General features: G+C 27.6%; 25 protein-coding genes and 1 riboswitch. Of the genes, 7 read left to right on the forward strand and 18 right to left on the reverse strand.

All coding sequences use genetic code 11. From position 1 onward, the window contains the following. The first annotated feature begins 19 nt into the window (after positions 1 to 19). Positions 20 to 442, forward strand: a complete 423-nt coding sequence (locus ACI48P_RS16535) for a pyridoxamine 5'-phosphate oxidase family protein (RefSeq protein WP_475217749.1) — start codon at positions 20 to 22, stop codon at positions 440 to 442. Positions 443 to 509: 67 nt separating this feature from the next. Here ACI48P_RS16535 and ACI48P_RS16540 read toward each other — a convergent pair whose 3' ends face one another. After that, positions 510 to 776, reverse strand: coding sequence for a GyrI-like domain-containing protein (locus tag ACI48P_RS16540; RefSeq protein ID WP_475217968.1), 267 nt, complete (start codon positions 774 to 776; stop codon positions 510 to 512). Between the two features lie 9 nt (positions 777 to 785). Then, entirely contained in the window at positions 786 to 998 is a 213-nt protein-coding gene (locus tag ACI48P_RS16545) for a GyrI-like domain-containing protein (RefSeq protein ID WP_475217751.1), read from the reverse strand. 618 nt (positions 999 to 1616) lie between these two features. On the opposite strand from ACI48P_RS16545, the gene ACI48P_RS16550 reads away from it, so the two are divergent. Beyond that, the gene (locus tag ACI48P_RS16550; protein ID WP_475217752.1) at positions 1617 to 2105 is read left to right on the forward strand and encodes a hypothetical protein; all 489 of its coding nucleotides are present in this window, start codon (positions 1617 to 1619) and stop codon (positions 2103 to 2105) included. 541 nt (positions 2106 to 2646) lie between these two features. Here the strand turns inward: ACI48P_RS16550 and ACI48P_RS16555 are convergent. From ACI48P_RS16555 to ACI48P_RS16585, 7 genes are all read right to left on the reverse strand, one after another. Then, on the reverse strand, positions 2647 to 3183 hold the full coding sequence (locus tag ACI48P_RS16555; RefSeq protein WP_475217754.1) for an NUDIX hydrolase: 537 nt from the start codon (positions 3181 to 3183) through the stop codon (positions 2647 to 2649). A gap of 237 nt (positions 3184 to 3420) precedes the next feature. After that, the gene (locus tag ACI48P_RS16560; protein ID WP_475217755.1) at positions 3421 to 3981 is read right to left on the reverse strand and encodes a DUF6609 family protein; all 561 of its coding nucleotides are present in this window, start codon (positions 3979 to 3981) and stop codon (positions 3421 to 3423) included. Positions 3982 to 4323: 342 nt separating this feature from the next. Next, the gene (locus ACI48P_RS16565) at positions 4324 to 4857 is read right to left on the reverse strand and encodes a histidine phosphatase family protein (RefSeq protein WP_475217759.1); all 534 of its coding nucleotides are present in this window, start codon (positions 4855 to 4857) and stop codon (positions 4324 to 4326) included. A 252-nt stretch (positions 4858 to 5109) separates the two neighbouring features. Then, positions 5110 to 5955, reverse strand: a complete 846-nt coding sequence (locus ACI48P_RS16570) for an MBL fold metallo-hydrolase (RefSeq protein WP_475217761.1) — start codon at positions 5953 to 5955, stop codon at positions 5110 to 5112. A gap of 50 nt (positions 5956 to 6005) precedes the next feature. Then, positions 6006 to 7289, reverse strand: coding sequence for a S41 family peptidase (locus tag ACI48P_RS16575; protein ID WP_475217766.1), 1284 nt, complete (start codon positions 7287 to 7289; stop codon positions 6006 to 6008). Positions 7290 to 7417: 128 nt separating this feature from the next. Further along, positions 7418 to 7825, reverse strand: coding sequence for a hypothetical protein (locus ACI48P_RS16580; protein WP_475217768.1), 408 nt, complete (start codon positions 7823 to 7825; stop codon positions 7418 to 7420). 74 nt (positions 7826 to 7899) lie between these two features. Further along, on the reverse strand, positions 7900 to 8613 hold the full coding sequence (locus ACI48P_RS16585; protein ID WP_475217771.1) for an alpha/beta hydrolase: 714 nt from the start codon (positions 8611 to 8613) through the stop codon (positions 7900 to 7902). A gap of 344 nt (positions 8614 to 8957) precedes the next feature. Between ACI48P_RS16585 and ACI48P_RS16590 the strand changes: the two genes are divergently transcribed. The 3 genes from ACI48P_RS16590 (at position 8958) to ACI48P_RS16600 (ending at position 10525) form a co-directional block, all read left to right on the forward strand. Continuing rightward, positions 8958 to 9218, forward strand: coding sequence for a (2Fe-2S)-binding protein (locus tag ACI48P_RS16590; RefSeq protein ID WP_475217775.1), 261 nt, complete (start codon positions 8958 to 8960; stop codon positions 9216 to 9218). A gap of 91 nt (positions 9219 to 9309) precedes the next feature. Next, the gene (locus tag ACI48P_RS16595; protein ID WP_475217779.1) at positions 9310 to 9828 is read left to right on the forward strand and encodes an NUDIX hydrolase; all 519 of its coding nucleotides are present in this window, start codon (positions 9310 to 9312) and stop codon (positions 9826 to 9828) included. Positions 9829 to 10039: 211 nt separating this feature from the next. Beyond that, the gene (locus ACI48P_RS16600) at positions 10040 to 10525 is read left to right on the forward strand and encodes a hypothetical protein (RefSeq protein WP_475217782.1); all 486 of its coding nucleotides are present in this window, start codon (positions 10040 to 10042) and stop codon (positions 10523 to 10525) included. A 57-nt stretch (positions 10526 to 10582) separates the two neighbouring features. Here ACI48P_RS16600 and ACI48P_RS16605 read toward each other — a convergent pair whose 3' ends face one another. Continuing rightward, a complete protein-coding gene (locus ACI48P_RS16605; RefSeq protein ID WP_475217786.1) occupies positions 10583 to 11095 on the reverse strand; it encodes a GNAT family N-acetyltransferase in 513 nt (170 codons plus the stop codon). A 214-nt stretch (positions 11096 to 11309) separates the two neighbouring features. Here ACI48P_RS16605 and ACI48P_RS16610 point away from each other — a divergent pair, with 214 nt between their 5' ends. Further along, a complete protein-coding gene (locus ACI48P_RS16610; RefSeq protein WP_475217790.1) occupies positions 11310 to 11813 on the forward strand; it encodes a VanZ family protein in 504 nt (167 codons plus the stop codon). A gap of 107 nt (positions 11814 to 11920) precedes the next feature. Here ACI48P_RS16610 and ACI48P_RS16615 read toward each other — a convergent pair whose 3' ends face one another. From ACI48P_RS16615 to ACI48P_RS16630, 4 genes are all read right to left on the reverse strand, one after another. Continuing rightward, positions 11921 to 13225 carry an MATE family efflux transporter gene (locus ACI48P_RS16615; protein WP_475217794.1) on the reverse strand — a complete coding sequence of 435 codons (1305 nt, stop codon included), beginning with the start codon at positions 13223 to 13225 and terminating at the stop codon, positions 11921 to 11923. 113 nt (positions 13226 to 13338) lie between these two features. Then, positions 13339 to 13800, reverse strand: coding sequence for a GNAT family N-acetyltransferase (locus ACI48P_RS16620; RefSeq protein WP_475217798.1), 462 nt, complete (start codon positions 13798 to 13800; stop codon positions 13339 to 13341). A gap of 213 nt (positions 13801 to 14013) precedes the next feature. Next, complete coding sequence (locus tag ACI48P_RS16625) at positions 14014 to 14382, reverse strand: phage holin family protein (RefSeq protein ID WP_475217801.1); 369 nt, start codon at positions 14380 to 14382, stop codon at positions 14014 to 14016. Positions 14383 to 14679: 297 nt separating this feature from the next. Next, on the reverse strand, positions 14680 to 16455 hold the full coding sequence (locus ACI48P_RS16630) for an immunoglobulin-like domain-containing protein (protein ID WP_475217805.1): 1776 nt from the start codon (positions 16453 to 16455) through the stop codon (positions 14680 to 14682). A gap of 93 nt (positions 16456 to 16548) precedes the next feature. Next, a riboswitch (cyclic di-GMP riboswitch) is annotated at positions 16549 to 16633 on the reverse strand. 176 nt (positions 16634 to 16809) lie between these two features. Here ACI48P_RS16630 and ACI48P_RS16635 point away from each other — a divergent pair. Next, a complete protein-coding gene (locus ACI48P_RS16635; protein ID WP_475217808.1) occupies positions 16810 to 17148 on the forward strand; it encodes a hypothetical protein in 339 nt (112 codons plus the stop codon). 137 nt (positions 17149 to 17285) lie between these two features. Here the strand turns inward: ACI48P_RS16635 and ACI48P_RS16640 are convergent, their stop codons facing one another. The 4 genes from ACI48P_RS16640 to ACI48P_RS16655 form a co-directional block, all read right to left on the reverse strand. Beyond that, positions 17286 to 19106, reverse strand: a complete 1821-nt coding sequence (locus ACI48P_RS16640; protein WP_475217812.1) for a TRC40/GET3/ArsA family transport-energizing ATPase — start codon at positions 19104 to 19106, stop codon at positions 17286 to 17288. Position 19107: 1 nt separating this feature from the next. After that, positions 19108 to 19416: an arsenite efflux transporter metallochaperone ArsD gene (gene arsD / locus ACI48P_RS16645; protein WP_475217816.1), complete on the reverse strand. Its 309-nt coding sequence runs from the start codon at positions 19414 to 19416 to the stop codon at positions 19108 to 19110. Positions 19417 to 19517: 101 nt separating this feature from the next. Then, positions 19518 to 20570 (reverse strand): ACR3 family arsenite efflux transporter, encoded by a 1053-nt coding sequence (gene arsB / locus ACI48P_RS16650; RefSeq protein WP_475217819.1) that lies wholly within the window; start codon positions 20568 to 20570, stop codon positions 19518 to 19520. Positions 20571 to 20691: 121 nt separating this feature from the next. Next, positions 20692 to 21435, reverse strand: coding sequence for a metallophosphoesterase family protein (locus tag ACI48P_RS16655; protein WP_475217822.1), 744 nt, complete (start codon positions 21433 to 21435; stop codon positions 20692 to 20694). Positions 21436 to 21470: the final 35 nt, after the last annotated feature.

The raw sequence follows: 21470 nt of genomic DNA on the forward strand, positions 1-21470 counted from the left end.
AATGCGGAGGTTATTGTAAATGGATTTTTTTAAAGAATTTAATAAAATTATGTCATCACAGAAAGAATTAGCTTTAGCAACAAGTGTAAATAATATTCCTAATGTTAGGATTATTAATTTTTACTATAATATTAATCAAAAAGGAATTATATATTTTTCAACTTTTTCAGACAATGTGAAGGTTGAAGAGTTTGAAAAGAATAATTTAGTTTCTTTTACTACTATACCATCTAATTCTACTGAACATATTAGATGTAGTGGTGCAGTTGTAAAAAAAAGTAACTTAACTATTTTTGATTTAAAAGATGAATTTATAAAAAAAATACATGATTATGAAGTTACTATAAATGAGGTTGGAGATTATTTATCTCTTTATGAAATTCACTTTAAAGAAGCCACAGTCACATTAGATTACAATCAAAGTGAAGTCATAAATTTATAGCATAATAAATAATCCAAAGATATTTAATATATCTTTGGATTATTTGATATTACATATAAAAAATTTGCTACTTTGTTTGTGATGGATTTTTTCTAATAGGTATCCAAACTTCAAACTTTGAATTCATGGGGTCTTGATTTAAATATAATTCAATATCTGGTGCGTCTGCATATTCATATCCTGATGTTGGCAACCATTCTGTTATCGCTCTTTTTTCAATATCTTGGATTGCAGTTGGCATTTGTCCTTCTCCAGGAAATACTGCCCAAGTACATGCAGGAATTATATATTCTTCCATTCCTTTTGGTGCTTCATTATCAGTTTCTACTGCTATATAATATTCCTATTTATCTAAATGGTCCATACAATCACTAACCCCTAGTACACCTTGCGAACTTGGCTTCATAAGAGATGCAATTTCCATAATCTTACCATTTTGAGCTACTTCTTGCCATAATAGTGGAACTGTTTTAAAATTATCTTCAATATTTTTCTCTAATAAGGCTTTCACTCCTACAATTCTCACTTCTCCTCTTTTTACTATTCTATATTCCATTTCTTCCACTCCCTTTATAGTTATTTTGAAGCTTATAGTTGGATATGCTTTTAGAATTGTAGTGCTTCATTTAATTTTACTAACCATTCCATTAAGCTATCTCCCTTATAAATAATAGTATAATCAATCATAAATCTAAAAACCTCTCATTTGATGCACAAATATGAGAGATTTTTATCCAAATTATAGCATATTCTATTTATTAATATAGTAAATATCCGTGGCCCTTATTTATGATACGGTTCTCCGTATCTCACTCTACGGAGCACACTTTTATTCTAATATTAGTTTTCATTTATCATATATTCCTTTCGCAATATATCCTTCTATATTTTTGTTCTTCTTTTCTATTATCTTTTCTATATCATAGTTTATTTGATATAATTATTCCAATATCGTCTTCAATTTAGTAGATTTATTCTTATTTATGTTATCAACTACCGTTCTTGAATATACAAGTGTCTAGTACAATTTGTAATGGGTAAAAACAGCAATTATTGCCACAAAATTTATATTAAGTATAATAAAATATTCGACTTATTGCGACATAGAAAATATATATATATGGTAAAATAATCTATGGGTAATCTCAAAATAAAAATAAATAAGGAGATAGTCATGTCAACATATACATTAATGAACAGAAAAGTATCGCCATATAAAGCATGGGCTAAGACACAATCAAAAACCTTAGATCATAAAATTGCAGTAGTACTTTACTCAATAATTTGTGGATTTGCAGGACTTATATTACACATAACACTAAACTGGCTTTATAGGAATGAATACTCAGCAAAATCTGCCTTATCTACAATGGGATCTGCTCCATTAATAATACTTTTAATAATAATACCATTTATAATTAATGCGGTAGGAGATTTAATAGATGATGTAGTAAGTGCAGATAGCTCTATAGGAGATGATTTTGTATCATTTAGAGATAGCTATGATACTATTGATTTAGATGGAGATGGAATTAATGATAATATCCATAATGTAAAAGGTCATTACAGAAGTACTCCAAGTGGAGGATTAACATATGTTGACCCTCATATGAGAACAAATCCTAATTCTATAGTAAGTGATAATATATCTTATCATAAATAAAAATTAAACTATAAAGAGACGATGAATTAAATTATTTATCGTCTCTTTATAGTTTATAGATACTATTTAAATCATAAGCACCTGTAAGGGTTCTTTTATAGTCTAATTAAAGAAATTCAATCAAATACCACTTAATTGAAAACTTGCTCACTTACCTCTTTTAAATACTTAATGAGTAATGACGTTTTAATGTTACTATTTACTGGTGTATTATTTTTATTAGCATTATTAACATTTATAGTGTTACTTATAGATAAAATATTAAAAAAATAGTAGCCCCACGTGCAATTTGGAAGCTACTGTTTTTTGTTAAAAAGCTTTAGTGATACCAGTTGCCTATGCAACTAGAATTGTATATTATAGTGCGTTGGTAGCACACTGTTTTTATTTTCTGCATTTCTTATCTATATTATATCAAATCTTTATAAAAAATAAACCTATATAATTTTTTATTTAAAATTTTTCATCTTAATAATATAAATTGGAATTTGTGCATTTAATACAAAACTCAAAGTTTATGCTATAAATTGCTTATAATCTCTTATTGTATTAAGCGACTACTTAAAACAGTTAGAAAAAAATGATAATGTGTTTCATAAGGTAGAAGCATAGTAGAATTTGCTTCTACCATCATTTTAAATTCATCAAGCGAAACATATGACACTTCCTTTACTTCATTATCGCAAAAAGTATATTCTTCTATAGGAATATCTGCTCTATAAAGAAATACATCATCTATTTCATTTTCAAAATATCCATCAATTCCGCCATATTCTCGACAAGAAAACAGATATTGAAGTTTCTCTATTTCTAGATTAATACCAAGTTCTTCTCGTCCTTCTCGGATAGCAGCTTCTAAAGAAGTTTCGCCAGCCTGAATATGTCCTGAAAAAGAAATATCTAACATATTAGGGAACATGACATGACTACTTCGAGTTTGAAGTAGTATCTCATCATTAGAATTAATAATCCATACACAAACACCTTTATGAATAAGTGCTTTTTTATGTGCTTCATCTTTCTCAAATGTCACACCACGTTTTTGACCTAAATTATCATAAATATCAATAAATTCCATACAATGAACACTCCTTCAAATTACTATTTACCTTTCACTTTAAATATATTTTTTAATTTATTATAACATATTTTGTAAATCTAACCTTACTTATGATACGTTATTTTTAGTAATAAAAACAGCCCTAACTAAGTAATATGAATGGTTAAGGCTAAAAACCTCATTTACTTATGGTACGGTTCACCGTATCAGTAGTAAGTGAGGTTAGGTATATTCATCTATTAGTTAAACTGGCATTTATGCTATTTTTCGACGGCTTGTAGTTGGCTTTGAGAAAAACAGCAGATAAATTCCAAATACAACTTTTATAATCCCGTCAATAAAAGCGAAAATAATAAAGGGGATTGTTGGGAAAAATATTCCTATAATCGCATTGGCTGAACACAAAACTGCAATTCCTATCATGGAGATACCATGAACAAAATAAAATGGAAAAAAATGAAATCCCACTGCAAGAAACGTACCCAACCAAATCATTCTCCAGTTTTGTGTTGGGAAAAATGAACCAGCCAGAATAAACATCAAAGGGAATAGGATAACAATAGAAAAAATCGCCATATTGTTTTGAAATTTTGATAACTCTCCCCATGATAGTTTGGCTAATACTTTTTTGTTAATTGCAGATATATAGAAACCGATAGCAAATCCGACCGTAAAAATTACCGGATTTATTTTTTGCTCTCCACCAAAAATGGCAGAAATAATTATAACAATACCAATAATAAGAAACCACAAACCACAACAACGCTTGTCGTTATATTTTCGTATTTCACCTTTCTGATACCCTAAAAAGCCCATAGTTTCATCTCCCCTATAAATTCTAATTTATCTGTTAAATATGAATACTTAACAGATAAATTCATACCATGTTTTGGTAATAATCTCAATATTCTACATTTTTTTATTAAACTACCATACTCTATATAGCAATATGTAAATTCAATGTGCTCATTCCAATATTTCTTAGGCGTATATTTTTGTAGTATTATATTATCTATTTGTGCTGCCGTAATTGGTGCTAAAATAATCCAATCTTCATTTTTAAACTATTTCGCTCATTCATTAACCGTTTATTTTTATAAAAACACCTCTTATTAAAAATATCTATATATTGCCATTACTTATGATACGGTATTTCAACTAATTTTGAAGTACATACAAATACCCATTTTTCATTTTCTTAGGTATGTTCCCTTTAAAACCTAATGATTTCAATTCATTAATTAATGTTATTAAGAAAAATCCAGGGGATACTATTAATATATTTTCATCACTATTTAAGTCAAGCTTACTTAAAAATTCCTTTGCTCTTTTTCTCGTATATGTTACTGTTTCTAATTGTGAAACATGGTTTAACTTCCATGCAATTCTTGAGGAAATGCTCCATAAAAAACTAGGTATCTTTAACTGTGATTTTTTAACTGGATACATTTTCACTTCTCTTAATAACTCCGTTATTTCTAACTCTTTATCATAAATACTCTTTGCTGTTATTACAGCTCTCTTTAAATCACTACAATAACATTTATCCCATATACTATACTCTAAATCAATTTTATTTTCTATAACTGAGGAATTATCATAATTAGTAACATACTCCTCAAAATCACTAGAACTCATCATTCTCTTAGCCTTATAATCAACTTTAAAATGTCGTACTACCCCAATTCTCATTTTAACCCCCTCAAAATCTAACCTTTATAATTAATATAAATGTTATAACACAACATAATATGAACAAAATTTATAACTCCTTCTATATATAAGAATCCTTTAAATTATTTTGCATATGATATGGTATTTAACTAAATAAAATCGCATCAAACCTAGTAATATCAATATTTTAAAGCAAAACCTCACTTAATTATGTTACGGTTCATTATTATTTATTCTAAATAGCTAATTCTAAATAAGATAATTTGCCCGCTACAAAATATTAATCTCCATACCATCATAAGCAAATTCTATATCAACATATTGAGTTTGTAATTCTAAATAATCGCTATATGATTTTCCCCAGTCTTCTTCTAAATGAGTAATTATAACCATCTTAATACCATATCCACTTTTTATATTTTCAATTTCTTCTAAACTAAATAACTCTTTTTTAAGTGGGTTATCCTCTCCCAAAATATAACCATCCTTAAGGATATCACCTACAATAGTATTACCTACTATCAATAAATCTGCATCTTTGAATATCTCATCCTTAGGAAATGGCTTTACATCACAAGGAGCATATATTACTTTTTTATTATTTTTTTCAAAAACAAATATAGTAGCATGGTTAACTTTTATACAGCTTATCTTTATATCATCTATAAATATAGATTTATGTATAACATTTCTATTAATTAAATTCCTAGTTTTTTCATAGTAATCTAAAAATGTGCCAAATCTAAATCTTATAGAATTTATATCACTCATTACATGATCCATTGCGTATACATTTATTGGATTATCACATTCTTTGCCTTCTGATACCTGAAGCCAATTTAATCTTAACTGTTCAAAAACTCTAAATCCAAGAGTATGATCTGGGTCAACATGGCTAAACATTACATTATCAATACTTTCAATATTAGAATCATTAATTGCATGTACTATGTCTTCCGGGGTATCAACTAATAGATTAATATCTTCTAAAAATAAACTACAACCATATCTTGAATAAGGCTTCCCTTTAATTCTTGCTTCATTACAAACCCTGCATTTACATAGTGGTTTAGGAAGTGCAACACATCCCCCACTGCCGATTATTTTAAATCTCATATACAATCCCCTTTTCCTTTTATCATAAGTTTAGTCATTTCTTAATTTTATTATTTATCTTTAATAATTTCTAAAGTTTTTTCTAATGCATCTTCCCCTTCTTCAACTTTTATATCTGGCTCAAGTACTTTTTCCTTATCTTTACTTTCATCTGGTCTTAGCCATTTTGTAAAGGATAATTGACCTTGTATGTTTGTATTATCTAATTTGAATGGGATTGCATTTCCATAGGATGAAGGTGTATTTCTACTTGGCTTTCCAACAACCGTACCAAGTTCTCCATCACTCACTACGGTTGCAAGCCACTGTGCAGAACTATAACTATCTTCATTCATAAGAACGTATAATTCTATATTTTCATTTTTAACTACATGATTACTTCTTTCAAAATACTGTGAACCTTTTTTTGGTTTGTTCTCATAAAAATCATGTACTTCTTTTGAATACCTCTCTTCTCCACCAAAATACCCAGTTTCTATTTTTAAAGCCTCAAAGATTTTATCATTGGCCTCTGATTTTCCTCCAGGATTATCTCTTACGTCTATTATTACATATTTACTTTTGTCTAGATTATTTTTTATATGATATTTTACTTTTTCTAAATCTGCATTAATATCACATATTCCAAGCTTAATATACATCGTATCTTCGTCTATGTTTTTTGCATATACTTCAAATTTATTTGAGAATTGAGTATCTTTAAATTTCACTTCCATTTGTGATAATTTATCACCATCTTTAGTTCCTGCTATTATTTTTTCATTAGTGTTTACCCCTGCACTTTTTAGTACTAATCTTTCTTTAGAAAGATTGGAGTAACTCATATATTCATCTACATAATTTTCAATTGGAAAAGTTTCGTCTATTCTCTTTATAATGTTATCTATTTCTATATTGTTTATTGATGTGACTATTTTTGATGTAGGTTTGTTATCTTTGTCTAGTATTACTAAATCACCATTTATGTACTTCCAATTAACATCTAAGAATTTTGCTCCTATCCACCCTATACCGGTATGACCATCTTCTAGAGATGATGTGTATCTACTTGTGGCTAATTGAAACTGTGCTAGTGACATTTTGTCTTTTGTTTGTTCTATGTATCTTTCTTTTGCTTCATAGTATTTATTAGGAACTTCCTCTAAAAATACAGGATGAACATTCTCTAATGTTTTTATCATTTGATCTCTATCTTCTTGAATTTCTTTTTTATTATAAATTTTGTCTAATTCTTTATCTCCTGTAATATATGTATTTTTATTTTTATATACAAAAAATAAAATCCCTGCTAATATTATAAATATTAAAATTGCAATACTCCTTCCCTTTCTCATATTCCCTCCTATATCTATTTTCAAATATACAAACTTTTATTTCATAATAAAACTATTGTTATTTTAATTGTAGCAGAATACGTAATTTGTTGGGTATAAATAGGAAGTATATATGACTAAGAAGTGTGTTATTTAAATATGTCATTTTGATAATATAAAAATGCTCCAATTACCTTTTCATTGTCTATAACTAGGCAAAGCATAATAGGCTTATCCTCTTTCGATTTTTCTTCTAGCTCATATCCTACGACTTTTCTACTTTCAGTCATAGAATTTAAATCAGCTTCAGAATAACCACATTTTATACTTGCATCTTTTATTAACTTAAATACTTCAGAATCACCTATTAAAATATCTGAATAAGCGATAGTCTCATCTAACTTTAGAGAATACCCTTGTTTAGTTGCTATTTTTTTTGCTTCTTTCAACTCTATGTCTTCTATCTTATTGCCTTTGATATCATTGCTACTGCTACATCCTACTACAAATAAAGCTGTAATTATTAATGAAATCATTATTTTTATACTTTTTCTCATATCCATACCCCCTATTTTATTTTACTTTTACAAATCTTAGTACATCTATTCCGTAACTTCTTGTATTTTATTAATCATATAATTTTATATATACTATTTGATAACCATTCTTTGAAAAACTTTAATTGTTCTGGTGTATGAAAATAGTGTTCACCTTCATTCATTACAACAATATTACACTTAAATTTTTCTACAAACTTAAATACTATCTCAGATTCACATAAATCGTCTTTTGATCCATATAATATGTTTGTTGGCTTATCCCATTTATTAATAGGATTATCATTTACATAACAATAATAATCCCAATATAAGCTTTGTCCTATTGGAGTTTCCACGGTTTGCTGATTTTTTAATTGTTCTTCATCTATATTAAACCATTTCATAATATTAGTTATAATTCTTTTCATATTAACAACAGGCGAAAGGAACAATGTTTGATTTATAACCTCATCTTTGTATGCCAATAAGCTAAAGTATGCTCCCATGCTACATGCAAATAAGCTAATATTATTCCAGTTATCTTTTACATAACTCATAATTAATGTAAGTTCTCTTACACAGTCATGTACTTTACATGGATTTCCTTCTTTATCTCTTTCGCCATGTTCAGGTAAGTCAAAACTAATTACTTGATATCCTAATTTTACAGCTTGTTCTGCAAATATAACTAGTGCATCATCTTCTTTATTTGACATATTTCCATGTATAGCTATAAATATATTTTCAGAACTTTCTCCCCATAAAATTGCAGGTATATTTTCTATTTTAAAATACTTTTTTTGCATCTTTATCCTCCTATATTATAGAAGACTTCCCCTCCATAATCCTTTTTGTTTTGTATATATCATCATAAATAAAACCTCCTTTCTAAATATTTAAACAAAGTTTTTTGTAATACTTTATACTAAATATAATATAACATATATCAATACACTTTTACTTGAATTATCAAGTACATTGTATCAATAATAAAAAGGAAACTAGCTATATTTAGTGAACTATTTAAATAAGATATATTCAAGAATCATAAGATGATTATTAACTTTATAATACGCTCTAGTTAATATATACTTTTAAAATTGATAAGGTTTATAAATTAAAATAAAGCTCTAGCTTAAGGAGAATTAATATGATGAATAATAAAAAATGTTCTTGTTGTAGTAATGATGATAATAATGATGATGTTAAAATTGGTAAATATGTATGTTATTGTAATAATGTAACAGAAGATGATATTAAAGATGCAATAATAAAAGGTGCCGAAACTGTAGAAGAAGTTATAACAAAAACAGGAGCAATGAAAAATAGTAATTGTGCTGTAAATAATCCAAAAGGTACTTGTTGTTATTCAGATATTGTTTATGTATTTAATAAATATAAAAATAAATAAGTTTCTTCTTTATTATTAAATCTATAATAATTTGTCTGTTATATTACAATATAGATAAAATGGAGCTTACAATTATAAGTGAGGGATAAACATGGAAATATGGGATATTTATGATAAAGATAGAATTAAAACTGGAGAAACAATGGTGAGAGGCAGCAAATTTAAAGAAGATACTTACCACATGGTAGTTCATGTTTGTATTTTTAATTTAGAAGGCGAAATGCTAATTCAACAAAGGCAACCGTTTAAAGATGGATGGCCAAATATGTGGGATATTACGGTTGGAGGTAGTGCCATATCTGGGGATACAAGTCAGTTAGCAGCAGAGCGTGAAGTCTATGAGGAAATTGGCTATAAGTTATCATTGGATGGAATAAGACCAGCCCTTACGATAAATTTTGATAAAGGATTTGATGATATATATATAGTTAAACAAGACATAGATATATCAAAGTTGAATCTGCAATACGAGGAAGTTCAAACAGTTAAATGGTCATCAGAAGAAGATATACTATCTATGATTGATAAAGAAACTTTTATACCTTATCATAAAAGTTTAATAGAATTGCTATTCTTTATGAGAGATAGCAAAGGTACACATACTAGATAAATTCAAAACTCGCAGAAATGCATAAATTTAAACCTAAATAAATTTAGATCTCTTTAATGTTATAATTAGAGAGATTTAAAAATAAATAATTTAGAATTAAGGAGATATTATTGCGTATTTATTAAAAATTGAACAATTTGAAAAAAGCTATGATATAGGTGTTTTTGAAAGTGAGGAATCAATATATAAATTTATTGATAGCATTCCTTTTGTGAAAAAAGAAGTTATCTCTAATGATTATATTGATTACTCTATGAAATTTGAAGATATACCTGATTACTATGAGTTAAACTATAATAATTATCTATATGTTATTTCAAAATTCTCATTCCTACCAAAAGAAGGCGATGTATATTTTATTTGGAATAAAATTCATCTTTGGAATGATAAAATAGCTACAAATGAAACCTTAATAGATGGAGAGACAACTATAGATGCCTATAGTTTTTCAAATGATGAGGTCAAAGATTATATAGAAAAACGAGAAGAATTGTATAAAGAAACAGAAAAATACTATAAAAGTAAAGGATTTAAAGTTAGACGAAATGCCCTTGGATCTGAAGACGGAGAATATGTTGAGCTTTTAAATGATGGTATTCTTTATTTACTTGATCCTAGTGCCGTAGATATCTGGGAAAAATCTAGAGATATAGAGGAATTTATAAATAAATATAAAATATTTTTAGATGAAATCTAATTTGCTGTGCACTAGATTTGAAAAAATATAATTCTGTTTAATAAAACCATTTTTTACCTATTTACTTTTGCTAGTAAGCTCCCACCAATAGCATCCTTCCATTTCTTTGCATATTCTCATGTTACATTTTTTTAAAATTCTTTGAGATGCAACATTATCTATTTCAGTTTCAGCTATTATCTTAGTTATATTAGGTTTGCTTAATGCCCAGTTGCACATGGCATTAATAGCCTCTGTAGTATATCCGTTATTTTCAAATTCTTTATTAATTCCATATCCTATTTCTACTTGTGCATCTCTATATGATATATTTTTAAAACAAGCACTACCTATGAATTTATTTTCATTTTTCAATTTAAAAAGCCAAAATGTATGCCAAATATAATTGTCTCTATTTTTTCTTACTATTTCAATCTGTTCTTTAAATATTTGTAATATAATCCCTTCCATTTCTTCTCCGCAATATTTGCAATTTAACTCTTGTTCAAATCTGCTAATGTCTTCAGTTATTAATCTTAAATAATACTCATCAAGTGCTACTATCTCAAGCCTATTTGTCTCTAGTTTCATAGTATCCCTCCTGTCTATTTGAAAATATACTACTCAGTGTTAAAACATTACTATTTTAATTATAGCAGAAATTATACTTTAAAAAGTGTCCACTAAAATAGCTATTAAAGCTTAAGATGAAGTATAAGTTATAAATAAAAATATTACTACTTAGGTCTACTTATATTTAAATATTATTTTTGTGATATAATGAAATCTTAAGGGGAGGTATTATATGGAAAATAAAAAACAACGAAATTTAACTATGATTTTATTTACAATATATTTTTGTATATTAATATGGATTCTTTTATTTAAGATGAGTTTTTCCTTTGATGAACTTCATCAAAACAGAAGTATTAATATAATTCCTTTTTTAGGTTCAGTTATCGTAAATGGAAAATTATATATTAATGAAATTATTAATAACATACTAGTATTCATTCCTATTGGAGTTTACACATACATGTTAAAGCAAGAATGGTCTATTCCTAAAAAAGTTTCAGTAGCTTTTTTTATTAGTTTGTCTGTTGAAGTTTTACAATTTGTTCTAGCTATCGGAGCCACTGATATAACTGACCTTATAGGAAATACATTAGGTGGAGTAATAGGTATTGGAGTATTTTATTTATTTATTAAAGTTTTTAAAAATAAAACGACTAGTATACTTAACATACTTGCATCTATTGCTACAGTCGGATTATTAGGTTTTTTATCTATTCTTTTATTAGCAAATTAATTTGACATAGCATTTGTTTTTAGATATTATCACAAATTTATAGTACACTTACTTTTATTAATATAAAAGCCATTAAAGTTAAATCAATAACTCTAATGGCAATTTTTTTATAATTCAACAAAAAATCTCTTCTTTGAAATGTAAAACTTCCTTATTAAGATAAAACTTAAAATCAAATAATTAATCATAAGCCCTAAATATACACTACCTAGACCTCCATCTAATTTACATGCTAATATATATATTAGTACCGTACACAAAATCGATGATATAGAAGAATATATAAATACAATTTTTTCTTCTCCTAAAGCTTGCATACTAGATTTTAGTACACAGCTAGGTATATTCATAATGTTTGCTATAACTATAAAATACATATATTTTGATGAATTTATAATCAAGTCAGTATCATTAGTTATTATCATAGGTATTTGATTTTTGAAGATTAATATTATAATACATATAACAAAATAAAATTTTATAGCTCTAAAAACACATATCTTAATTATTTTATCAATATCACTTGTGTTTTTAGCTCCAATGTCTTCACTTATTATATTTAAAGCTGCTTGAGAATAAGCATACATTGGCATTAAAGCTACGTTTATTATGCTAAAAATCAAGTTATATGTGGAAACTTCTAATAACCCTATTTGAGATAATATATAGTTCATCATAAATACAACAATGCTTGATTCTACTAACTCTTGCAAAATCATAGGTGTTGATATTTTTAAAATCTCTTTTGAATTTTTTAATATATTAAGTTTAGTTAATGTTATTAAATTATATTTTTTAATTATAATAATATAAAATACTAAACAAATAACTAAAGACATAACCGATCCAATAGCATTACCTACTATACCTAACTTAGGAAAACCAAGCTTCCCAAATATAAGTATATAGTCAAATAATATATTTAATATACATGATATTAAGTTTCCATAAAGTATATATTTTGTTTTATTAATTATCTTAAAGTATGAGGATATATTAAATAAAACTAAGTTTGTTCCTAGTGATAAACTAAATATATAAAGATACAAAGTCGCATCTTTAAGTGCATTATCATGAATATTAAAATAGTTTTCTAAAATATATTCTCCCCAAAATATACTAAGTCCCCAGAAAATAAATCCTATTATCACACTAATAAAAATACTAAAAAATAAACTATTATTTAAATCTTCATTGTCATCTCTTCCCTTTGCTTTAGAACCTAATATATTAAATCCTACTGCAATAGCACCCAAAACCCCTGTTATACTATATATGTTACTTCCTATTATCCCAACTGAAGCAAAACCTTCTAAATATGTTCTTCCAACCATCGCTTGATCGCATAGATTAATAATAGTTGATGAAACACTATTTAACATAAGAGGTATTGCTAATTTATTTATTTTCATAATTAATCACCCTTCTTTTTATTTATTTAAAAAGAAGGGATAAACCAAGTAGATACAAAAGATCACCTCCATATTTTTCTAGCTATATATTTGAATTTAAACATTATTATATATTAGTTTTTCTGCTCTAAAGTTATACTTTTCTTATAAAAATTATATTTTTTATAAAACTCTAATGCATTTTCATTTCCTTCTGCTACAACTATTATCTTTGATTTTACTTTATTCGTATCTAGCCACTCTAAAGCTCTAGCCATTAATTGATCGCCTAATCCATATTTACGATAATCCTCTTCAATAAAAAGTGAATCAATCTCACCAGCTAAATCTTTATTTATTGTACTAATGCAATATCCAATATATAACTCTCTTTCTTTATCTTTAATTAAATCTACTCTAACCTCAATGTTATTATTATTTATAAACTTACTTTTTCTATCTTCAAATTTAAGTTTTGTAAATCTACTTTCAAAATAATTTGAATGACTTTTATGATGTTCATTAAGCTTTTCCCATAATGTCTTTACATCCTCTAATAACTCTATGCTACCGGTTATAAATCGGTATTTAGTCATATGTAATATCTCCCTTTTAATTATATCTAATAATTTAATTATAGCAGAAATTATGATTAGATATTGTGAACATTAAAATTCCTTATACATAAAAAAGTATGTATCGATTTTCACATCAATACATACTTAACAAACATATTATTATATTTTTAATTTATATACATTACTTGTGAATGTCTATATAACTATCTTATATTAAACTATTTACTTAAATTACATTGCCCTAGCAGGGAATATTGCATCTAAAGCACCTATAACTAGTGCTGCTAATAATGCACCTATAATAGTAACGCCCATATTAGGAACTAAAAACTGAGCTACGTATATTATTATTGCAGCAATTATAAATCCTTTTACTCCTTTTCCAAAAGGAGATGCATCAACTCCCATGAATACTTCCACAAAATAGTCTAGTCCTGATATTACAATAGCAGCTATTAAAAATGACCACATTCCGTATATCGAAAAACCAGGAGTTACAAATGATGTTACCATTAGAATAATTGCTACTAATATGAATCTTCCTATCCATCTTAATATACTGCCATTATTATTTCCGCTTTCTCTGTTATCATATCCCATGTGATTCACTCCTTTAATAAAAAGTATGATTACCTTTGCTAATAAATCATAAATTACTAAAAATAAAACCTACACTGCTATTGAATATTTTAATTATAATACTTAACAATTAATACATATAAATTATTTTGTATTATAGCTATATATTGACCACTATAATAAATATTATCCATCTAATATTAATAAAATTTTTAAAAGCTATATTAATTATGGCAAAAATTATAACTTACTATATGCTAACTTCAACAAAAAAAATCTGAAGGTAATAATTATACCTTCAGATTTTTTTAATTATTATTAATTTTTTTGAAAAAGAAATGATGCAGTACCTATTAATAAGGCACCTATTCCTAAATATGTTAACAGTTCTTTATTTTCTTCTTCAGTTTCTTCATCTTTAACTACTGAATCTTCATTACTTACTTCTGTTGTATCTTCCCTTTTTCCAGATACATCTTTATTCTCAGAGTCTACTGTAGTATTTGGATCAGATGGCTTTTGTGTTCCACCTGGCACTTGAGGGGTTTCTGGTCCTTCAGGTAATACTGTGGTTTCGTCTTTTATTACTTTTATAATAACTATTTTAGTAGTTTTTGATCCATCTTTATCTTCAACTTCATAAGTTATTTCATAATCGCCTACCTTTGAAGTATCTACACTACCTACTACCTTTATCTTTGATGTAATGTCTCCATCTTCTTTATCCACTGCTATTACACCATAAAGTGGGTCAAATTTTTCTCCTACTTTAACAGTTGTCTTAAGTCCATCACTTATTATCTCTGGTGCATTGTTAGATATTTTGTTTAATATGATTTTATACTCCTCAGCATTTTTAAGGCTATTGTCTATTTTTATATCTATATAGTAATCTGTTGATTTTTTAAATAATCTTGATATTGTAGTTAATTTTATTTTATAAATAGTGAAGTTATCTTCTTCATAAGAACTTAAGATAGAAGGACTTAAACTTTTAATATCGTTGATAAATAATCTAAAGTCTTCTACATCTACATCTTTTACTTCTAGCTCAACAGGTAAATCTTCACTTCCTTCTCCAGTAACAGGAGTTAACACATTTAGGTCTATTAAATCTTTTAATCCTTTCGGTATTGAGCTTTCATTTTCAAAATCTACTATTTCAATTTGAAAGCTATCTGACTTATCACTTCCATCTACAGTTGAAGCTGTAATAGTTATTTTACCTTCTTTGTTTCCTATTATCTTTGCCGTGCTTCCTTTTACTTCTAATTTAGCTATGTCATTGTCACTCAATGACCAAACTATGTCTTTATTGTCTGCATCATTGCTTACTGTTGCTGTTACTTCATTACTAGCTTTAGTATATATTTTATCAAATTTATTACTTATTTTAATATTTTGTGCTAGTACTACATCACTACTAACATTTACTTCTATAGTCTTTGTAGTTTTTAATCCTTTGCTATCACTAACGCTATATGTTACCTTGTAGCTTCCTACTTCACTAGTATTTACGGTGTTTTCTTCTACAAGAATATTCGAATTAAGGTTTCCATCTTCCTTATCATTTGCAGTCACTCCATCTAAAGGATTAAATTCTCTTCCTTGTTTAATAGTTTTATCATTGGCATATATTGCTGGAGCTTTGTTTGCTATTACATTTATTACTACTTCTTCTTTCGCTTCATTACCATACATATCTATTGCAGTATAAGTTAAGTTATATGTAGTATCATTATCAGGGTCTAAATTAAGCTCCTTATCACTGTCTACTTTTACTTCAAGTTCTCTACCTTTTGCATCTACAGCTTTTACATTTTCTAAAGGATTATATACATCACCTGCATTTAAAGTTATTTCTTTTTCTAAAGGCTTGTTATCTTTAGTTATAGTAGGCAAGTCTGTTATTTTATCATAATCTACATTATTTCCGTAATTATTATCAATTCCAAGCTCAAAAATACCGACTGTGTCACTTTTATTTTTTAATGCTGCAGATATATTTGTAGAACGCATATCTGCAAATACTACAGTTTGCATCTGCACCGCTATAAGCGTTACTGCAAGTATCCTTGATATTTTTTTCTTCATACTTACTCTCCTTTTGTTTTTTACGCAATATAAAAGACACTTTAGTACATGCCAAAAGTGCCCTTTGATTTTATAACAAAAGATAGTTCGTCTCTTGGCAACTGGCTGACATAGTCCTAAGACCTTAGCCCCTGTAGCTTTGCGTCATTAGATTTCTCTAATTTTGCCTATATTTTTTGTCTTTCTATTAGTGTCTTAATATATATCGTCCCTATACGTTTTAGTTTTATGCTTATTTCATAATTATACCAATTTATGTTATATAAAAACAGTTTTTATGTGAAATTTTATCGAAAAATGTTTTGTACATTATATTTATAAATATTAAATATATTTTTATAAGGAGGTGTTTAAATGTGGAATAAAAAAGATTATACAATAGCTGTACTTTACAGTATTATTTTATTTTTAGTAAGTATTTTTTTAATAGTAATTTCTTTTAGATTATTTTTCTCTATACTACATACTTTTATATATCTTTCTGGACTTATATCAATAGTAATAATGATATTGATTTTTATTGCAATAATCGGATTTTTTATAAGGCATGTGTTAGGAGCTATCTTTCATCATAAAAGGACTTTTGTATCAAATATAGATAAGTTAAATTTACTAATTTCAATAGAAATACATATAATCCAAGGGTTGTTGGTTGTCGCTGCATTACTATTTGGAATTAATTTATTTATATAATAGTTTATTTTTAATTAATTTAAAGCTATTCTTTGAGCAATTCATAAATTTAAATATAAGATGCTAAGTTTTAATCATAATTAAAGCTTGGCATCTTATATTTTCTAATTAATTATTTATTTTTATATTTATTTTCTTTAGAATAGACTATCTCCAATCTTAGTTAGCATGTCTATTCCTTTTATCTCTTTATCATACATAGGCACTCTAACAACCTCAGATTCCTTGAAGTCATCTTTTATTTCACCTAAATATTTTTCCTGCATATTTCTTCTATTCCTAAAGAATGGCGTAGTTGCTTGTTCCTCTGGTATTATAAGGTTTGCTATAACCATCCCTGTTTCTATTCCTACAGTTTTTAACTCTTCACTAGCTCTATATGCTTCTATTATAGGAGTTTTTTCAGGATACATTACAAAACTAAAAGTAGTTTTATTTTTATCCTTCATAGTAGCTATAACTCTATCAAATTTTTCTTTTTGCTTTTTATCTTCTTCACTTATCTGTGCAGTAACTCCTGCCTTCATTTGGATTTGTTTAGACCAATCCATAGGAAGTTCTAATAGTCTTAAGGTATGACCTGTTGGAGCTGTATCAAATACTATTACATCATACTCTTCCTCAGATGCATATGATATAAACTTTTGGAAAGCTGCCATTTCCTCAGTACATGGAGAGTTTAATTCTTCTTCCATAGTAGCTATTGTTGGTCCACTAAACTTTGATTTTGCATCTTTTAATACCATTTCTTTATATTCTTCAAAAGCAACCTTTGGATCTATTTTAGCTGCATATAAATTTGGGCACCCATCTACTTGTGCTGGATTATCTTTAATAGGTTTATCTAATACTTTTCCTATATGAGCTGCGGGGTCTGTTGTAAGTAAAAGTGTTTTAAAGCCTTCATTAGCTGCTTTGACAGCTGTAATACAAGCCATTACAGTTTTTCCAACTCCGCCTTTTCCTGAGAAAAATATATTTCTAACTGAGTTTTCTTTCGGTATTATTAATTTTTTGGCTTCTTCATTTTTTTCTATTTTTATATCATCAATATTTTTGTACTCTACCTTATTAGTTTTTTGTGGCTTATTACCTTCAAATAGTATAGAAGCACTTACTCTAAATCTATCTACACCTTTAAGTTCGCTATCAAATAACTCCATAGTATCTATAGGTAACTTATCAAAAATACCTTTAGCCTTAGATAAATATCCTTGTTGCATTTCATATCTAGATTTAAAGAAAGGTATAACTGCTTCACCTTCTGGTATAAATCCATTGATGATGACCTTTGTAGTACTTATACCAAGCTCTTTTAGTTCATGTGATGCTCTTATAGTTTCATCTAGTGAAGTTTGTTCTGGTTGCATAACAAATATAAAATCTGTTTGAGATGTATCTCTAAGTTTTGCTATAGCTCTATCAAACTTATCTTTGCTATCTTGTATCATAGATACTGGTCCCATACAAGTTTGACCACTGCCCTGAGCACTTTCTTCTATATGTTTTGACCAATCTATTGGAAGTTCTAAAAGTCTTATTGTGTGACCTGTAGGTGCTGTGTCAAATATTATAATGTCATATTCATCTATCTCCATAAAGTCAATGAATCTATCAAATGAAGCCATTTCTTCAGTACAAGGTCCACTTAATTGTTCATCTGCTATTCTTATCATTTCTTCATCAAATATATCTCTCATAGGAGCTAGTAAATTTTCTTTATATTCATTGGTTGCTTCATCTGGATCTATTTCCATAGCATAAAGATTATCTATATTATTAATTTTAGTTATTTTATGACCTATTTCTTGCTCAAAAACATCTGATAAATTAGCTGCTGGATCTGTTGTTACTATTAAAGTTTTTAAACCCTTATCAGCATTGTATACTCCTGTTGTACATGCCATTGAAGTTTTTCCAACTCCACCTTTTCCTGAGAAAAATAAGAACTGTGTCAATCTACTCACCTCTTAAGTTTGATTTTAATTCTTCTAATGTTGGGTATTCTCCACTTTTTATTACCTTTCCATCTAATACTGTTATTGGAAGTATTTTTTGACCATGCTCTCTTACAAGTTTTCCTACTTCCATATTAGTCATAAACTTCATAGAGTGAGTTTGTGGTTGATATCTTTCAATAACTATTCCTTCAAATTCATTTTTTACAACTTCTATATCTTCACTTACTTTAACTAACTTTTCGTCTACACTAGGACCACATATCCCTGTAGAACAACACATTGTAGGTTCAAATATCTCTATTTTCATAATAATTCTCCTTATAGTTTAATTTATATAATTATAGGAAGCCTCGCCTAACACAATGTTAAATTTTGACTTCCCATGATTAGTTAATTATATTTTGATATTTACTTTGCAAACCAGTGTCTAGTTTTATTTGCTATTGCAACAAGTGCAAGCATTACTGGAACTTCAACTAAAACCCCAACAACAGTAGCAAGTGCCGCACCTGAGTTAAGTCCAAATAAGCTAATCGCAACTGCAACTGCAAGTTCAAAGAAATTACTAGCACCTATCATAGCACCAGGTGCCGCTATATCATGTGGTAACTTCCATGCCTTAGCCCATAAGTATGCAACAAAGAATATAAAGAATGTTTGTATTGTAAGTGGTATAGCTATTAATACAATGTGCACTGGGTTATCTATTATCTTTTGCCCTTGGAAAGCAAATAATATTACTAGTGTTAATAATAAACCAACTACAGTTATTCCATTAAACTTAGCTAAAAATACATTTTCAAAGTAATCTAAGCCTTTTTTCTTTATTATCATAGTTCTTGAGAAGTATCCTGCAACAAATGGTATTATAACGAATAAAACCACTGATAATAACAATGTATCCATTGGTACAGAAACATCTGTAACACCTAATAAAAGTGCAACTATTGGAACAAATCCTACTAGAAGTATAAGGTCATTAACTGCAACTTGTACTAATGTATAAGCAGCATTTCCTTTTGTTAAATGGCTCCATACAAATACCATTGCTGTACATGGAGCTGCTCCAAGTAACACTGCTCCTGCTAAATATTCTTTTGCTAAGTCAGCAGGTATTATATTTTTGAATACTACTAATAAAAAGAAATAAGATATAGCATACATTGTAAAAGGCTTTATTAACCAGTTAGTTCCACAAGTAACGCCTAAACCTTTCTTTTGTTTTGCAGCACTTTTTATAGATGTAAAATCTATCTTAAGCATCATAGGATAAATCATAAGCCATATAAGTATGGCTACAGGTATGGATACTTGAGCATATGTAAATTTATCTAGAGTTTGAGGTATTTGTGGTAAGTATACACCTATTAAAACACCTGCTACTATACATAGGAAGACCCATATAGTTAAATATTTTTCGAAAAACCCAAGTCCTCCAGCTTTTTTCTTGTTATTACTCATTATTATTCCTCCTTAATCGTATTATCATATTCGCATATATGAATATGTTTATTAATATTTAAGATAAAATATCTTATCTTAAATACTGATTTTATTGTAGCTATTATTTATAGCTATAAAACTATTTTGAACTTCCTTGTCTTATAAGTCTTGCGAAGTCATCTGGAAGTATGTCATTTGCTTCTATTTCCTTTGCCATTTTCTCAAAGTCATAAGCTACTTCTATAATTTCAACTACAACACTTGATGGTGTTTTTGATATTTCATCTTCATTTTTTATATCTATGATTACATAGTTTGCATCAGGTCTATTAGTTTTTGGCTTCCCAACACTACCTGCATTTATAAGCAGTTTTTCACCATAATATTTTGCATATGGTATATGAGTGTGACCACAAACTAATATATCTTCCACTAACTCGGTCATAACTTCCTCTGCTTCTTTTGAATTTTCTTTTAAGTACTCATTTATAATTCTAGTACTCCCGTGTACAAATCTTATAGTTTTGTCGTTAAAAGTAAATGTTGCTTCTTTAGGTAGGTTTCTCAAATAAGCTTTATTTTCTGATGTTGTTTCACTACCTGTAAAATGCATTGAAAGTCCTGCTTTTTGGGCATCCTTTGGATCTGGATAATCGCATCCACACACTATTTTAAGGTTTCCTATTGCTTCATCGTAGTTACCCATTATAGTAAGTATTTTTTCTTTTTTTAATGTATCTATAACTTCATTAGGACGAGTTCCATATCCAACTAAATCACCTGTACAAACTGTCATATCTACATTTCTTTTTTGTAAATCCTCTAAAACCTTATTTAGTGCGTATACATTACTGTGTATGTCTGATATTACTGCTATTCTCATTAGTTTTTCTCCTTATATAATCATATTCATATATA

The organism is Romboutsia sp. LXY-2, assembly GCF_056171995.1.

What these genes read in the sequence shown, in the direction of transcription:
- arsD (WP_475217816.1), bottom strand. Translation starts at nt 19,416, where the DNA reads ATGAAAATAGAGATATTTGAACCTACAATGTGTTGTTCTACAGGGATA.
- ACI48P_RS16535 (WP_475217749.1), top strand. Translation starts at nt 20, where the DNA reads ATGGATTTTTTTAAAGAATTTAATAAAATTATGTCATCACAGAAAGAA.
- ACI48P_RS16565 (WP_475217759.1), bottom strand. Translation starts at nt 4,857, where the DNA reads ATGAGAATTGGGGTAGTACGACATTTTAAAGTTGATTATAAGGCTAAG.
- ACI48P_RS16605 (WP_475217786.1), bottom strand. Translation starts at nt 11,095, where the DNA reads ATGAAACTAGAGACAAATAGGCTTGAGATAGTAGCACTTGATGAGTAT.
- ACI48P_RS16585 (WP_475217771.1), bottom strand. Translation starts at nt 8,613, where the DNA reads ATGCAAAAAAAGTATTTTAAAATAGAAAATATACCTGCAATTTTATGG.
- ACI48P_RS16620 (WP_475217798.1), bottom strand. Translation starts at nt 13,800, where the DNA reads ATGACTAAATACCGATTTATAACCGGTAGCATAGAGTTATTAGAGGAT.
- ACI48P_RS16555 (WP_475217754.1), bottom strand. Translation starts at nt 3,183, where the DNA reads ATGGAATTTATTGATATTTATGATAATTTAGGTCAAAAACGTGGTGTG.
- ACI48P_RS16580 (WP_475217768.1), bottom strand. Translation starts at nt 7,825, where the DNA reads ATGAGAAAAAGTATAAAAATAATGATTTCATTAATAATTACAGCTTTA.
- ACI48P_RS16655 (WP_475217822.1), bottom strand. Translation starts at nt 21,435, where the DNA reads ATGAGAATAGCAGTAATATCAGACATACACAGTAATGTATACGCACTA.
- ACI48P_RS16545 (WP_475217751.1), bottom strand. Translation starts at nt 998, where the DNA reads ATGGAATATAGAATAGTAAAAAGAGGAGAAGTGAGAATTGTAGGAGTG.
- ACI48P_RS16635 (WP_475217808.1), top strand. Translation starts at nt 16,810, where the DNA reads ATGTGGAATAAAAAAGATTATACAATAGCTGTACTTTACAGTATTATT.
- arsB (WP_475217819.1), bottom strand. Translation starts at nt 20,570, where the DNA reads ATGAGTAATAACAAGAAAAAAGCTGGAGGACTTGGGTTTTTCGAAAAA.
- ACI48P_RS16615 (WP_475217794.1), bottom strand. Translation starts at nt 13,225, where the DNA reads ATGAAAATAAATAAATTAGCAATACCTCTTATGTTAAATAGTGTTTCA.
- ACI48P_RS16595 (WP_475217779.1), top strand. Translation starts at nt 9,310, where the DNA reads ATGGAAATATGGGATATTTATGATAAAGATAGAATTAAAACTGGAGAA.
- ACI48P_RS16575 (WP_475217766.1), bottom strand. Translation starts at nt 7,289, where the DNA reads ATGAGAAAGGGAAGGAGTATTGCAATTTTAATATTTATAATATTAGCA.
- ACI48P_RS16550 (WP_475217752.1), top strand. Translation starts at nt 1,617, where the DNA reads ATGTCAACATATACATTAATGAACAGAAAAGTATCGCCATATAAAGCA.
- ACI48P_RS16630 (WP_475217805.1), bottom strand. Translation starts at nt 16,455, where the DNA reads ATGAAGAAAAAAATATCAAGGATACTTGCAGTAACGCTTATAGCGGTG.
- ACI48P_RS16610 (WP_475217790.1), top strand. Translation starts at nt 11,310, where the DNA reads ATGGAAAATAAAAAACAACGAAATTTAACTATGATTTTATTTACAATA.
- ACI48P_RS16560 (WP_475217755.1), bottom strand. Translation starts at nt 3,981, where the DNA reads ATGGGCTTTTTAGGGTATCAGAAAGGTGAAATACGAAAATATAACGAC.
- ACI48P_RS16625 (WP_475217801.1), bottom strand. Translation starts at nt 14,382, where the DNA reads ATGGGATATGATAACAGAGAAAGCGGAAATAATAATGGCAGTATATTA.
- ACI48P_RS16570 (WP_475217761.1), bottom strand. Translation starts at nt 5,955, where the DNA reads ATGAGATTTAAAATAATCGGCAGTGGGGGATGTGTTGCACTTCCTAAA.
- ACI48P_RS16590 (WP_475217775.1), top strand. Translation starts at nt 8,958, where the DNA reads ATGATGAATAATAAAAAATGTTCTTGTTGTAGTAATGATGATAATAAT.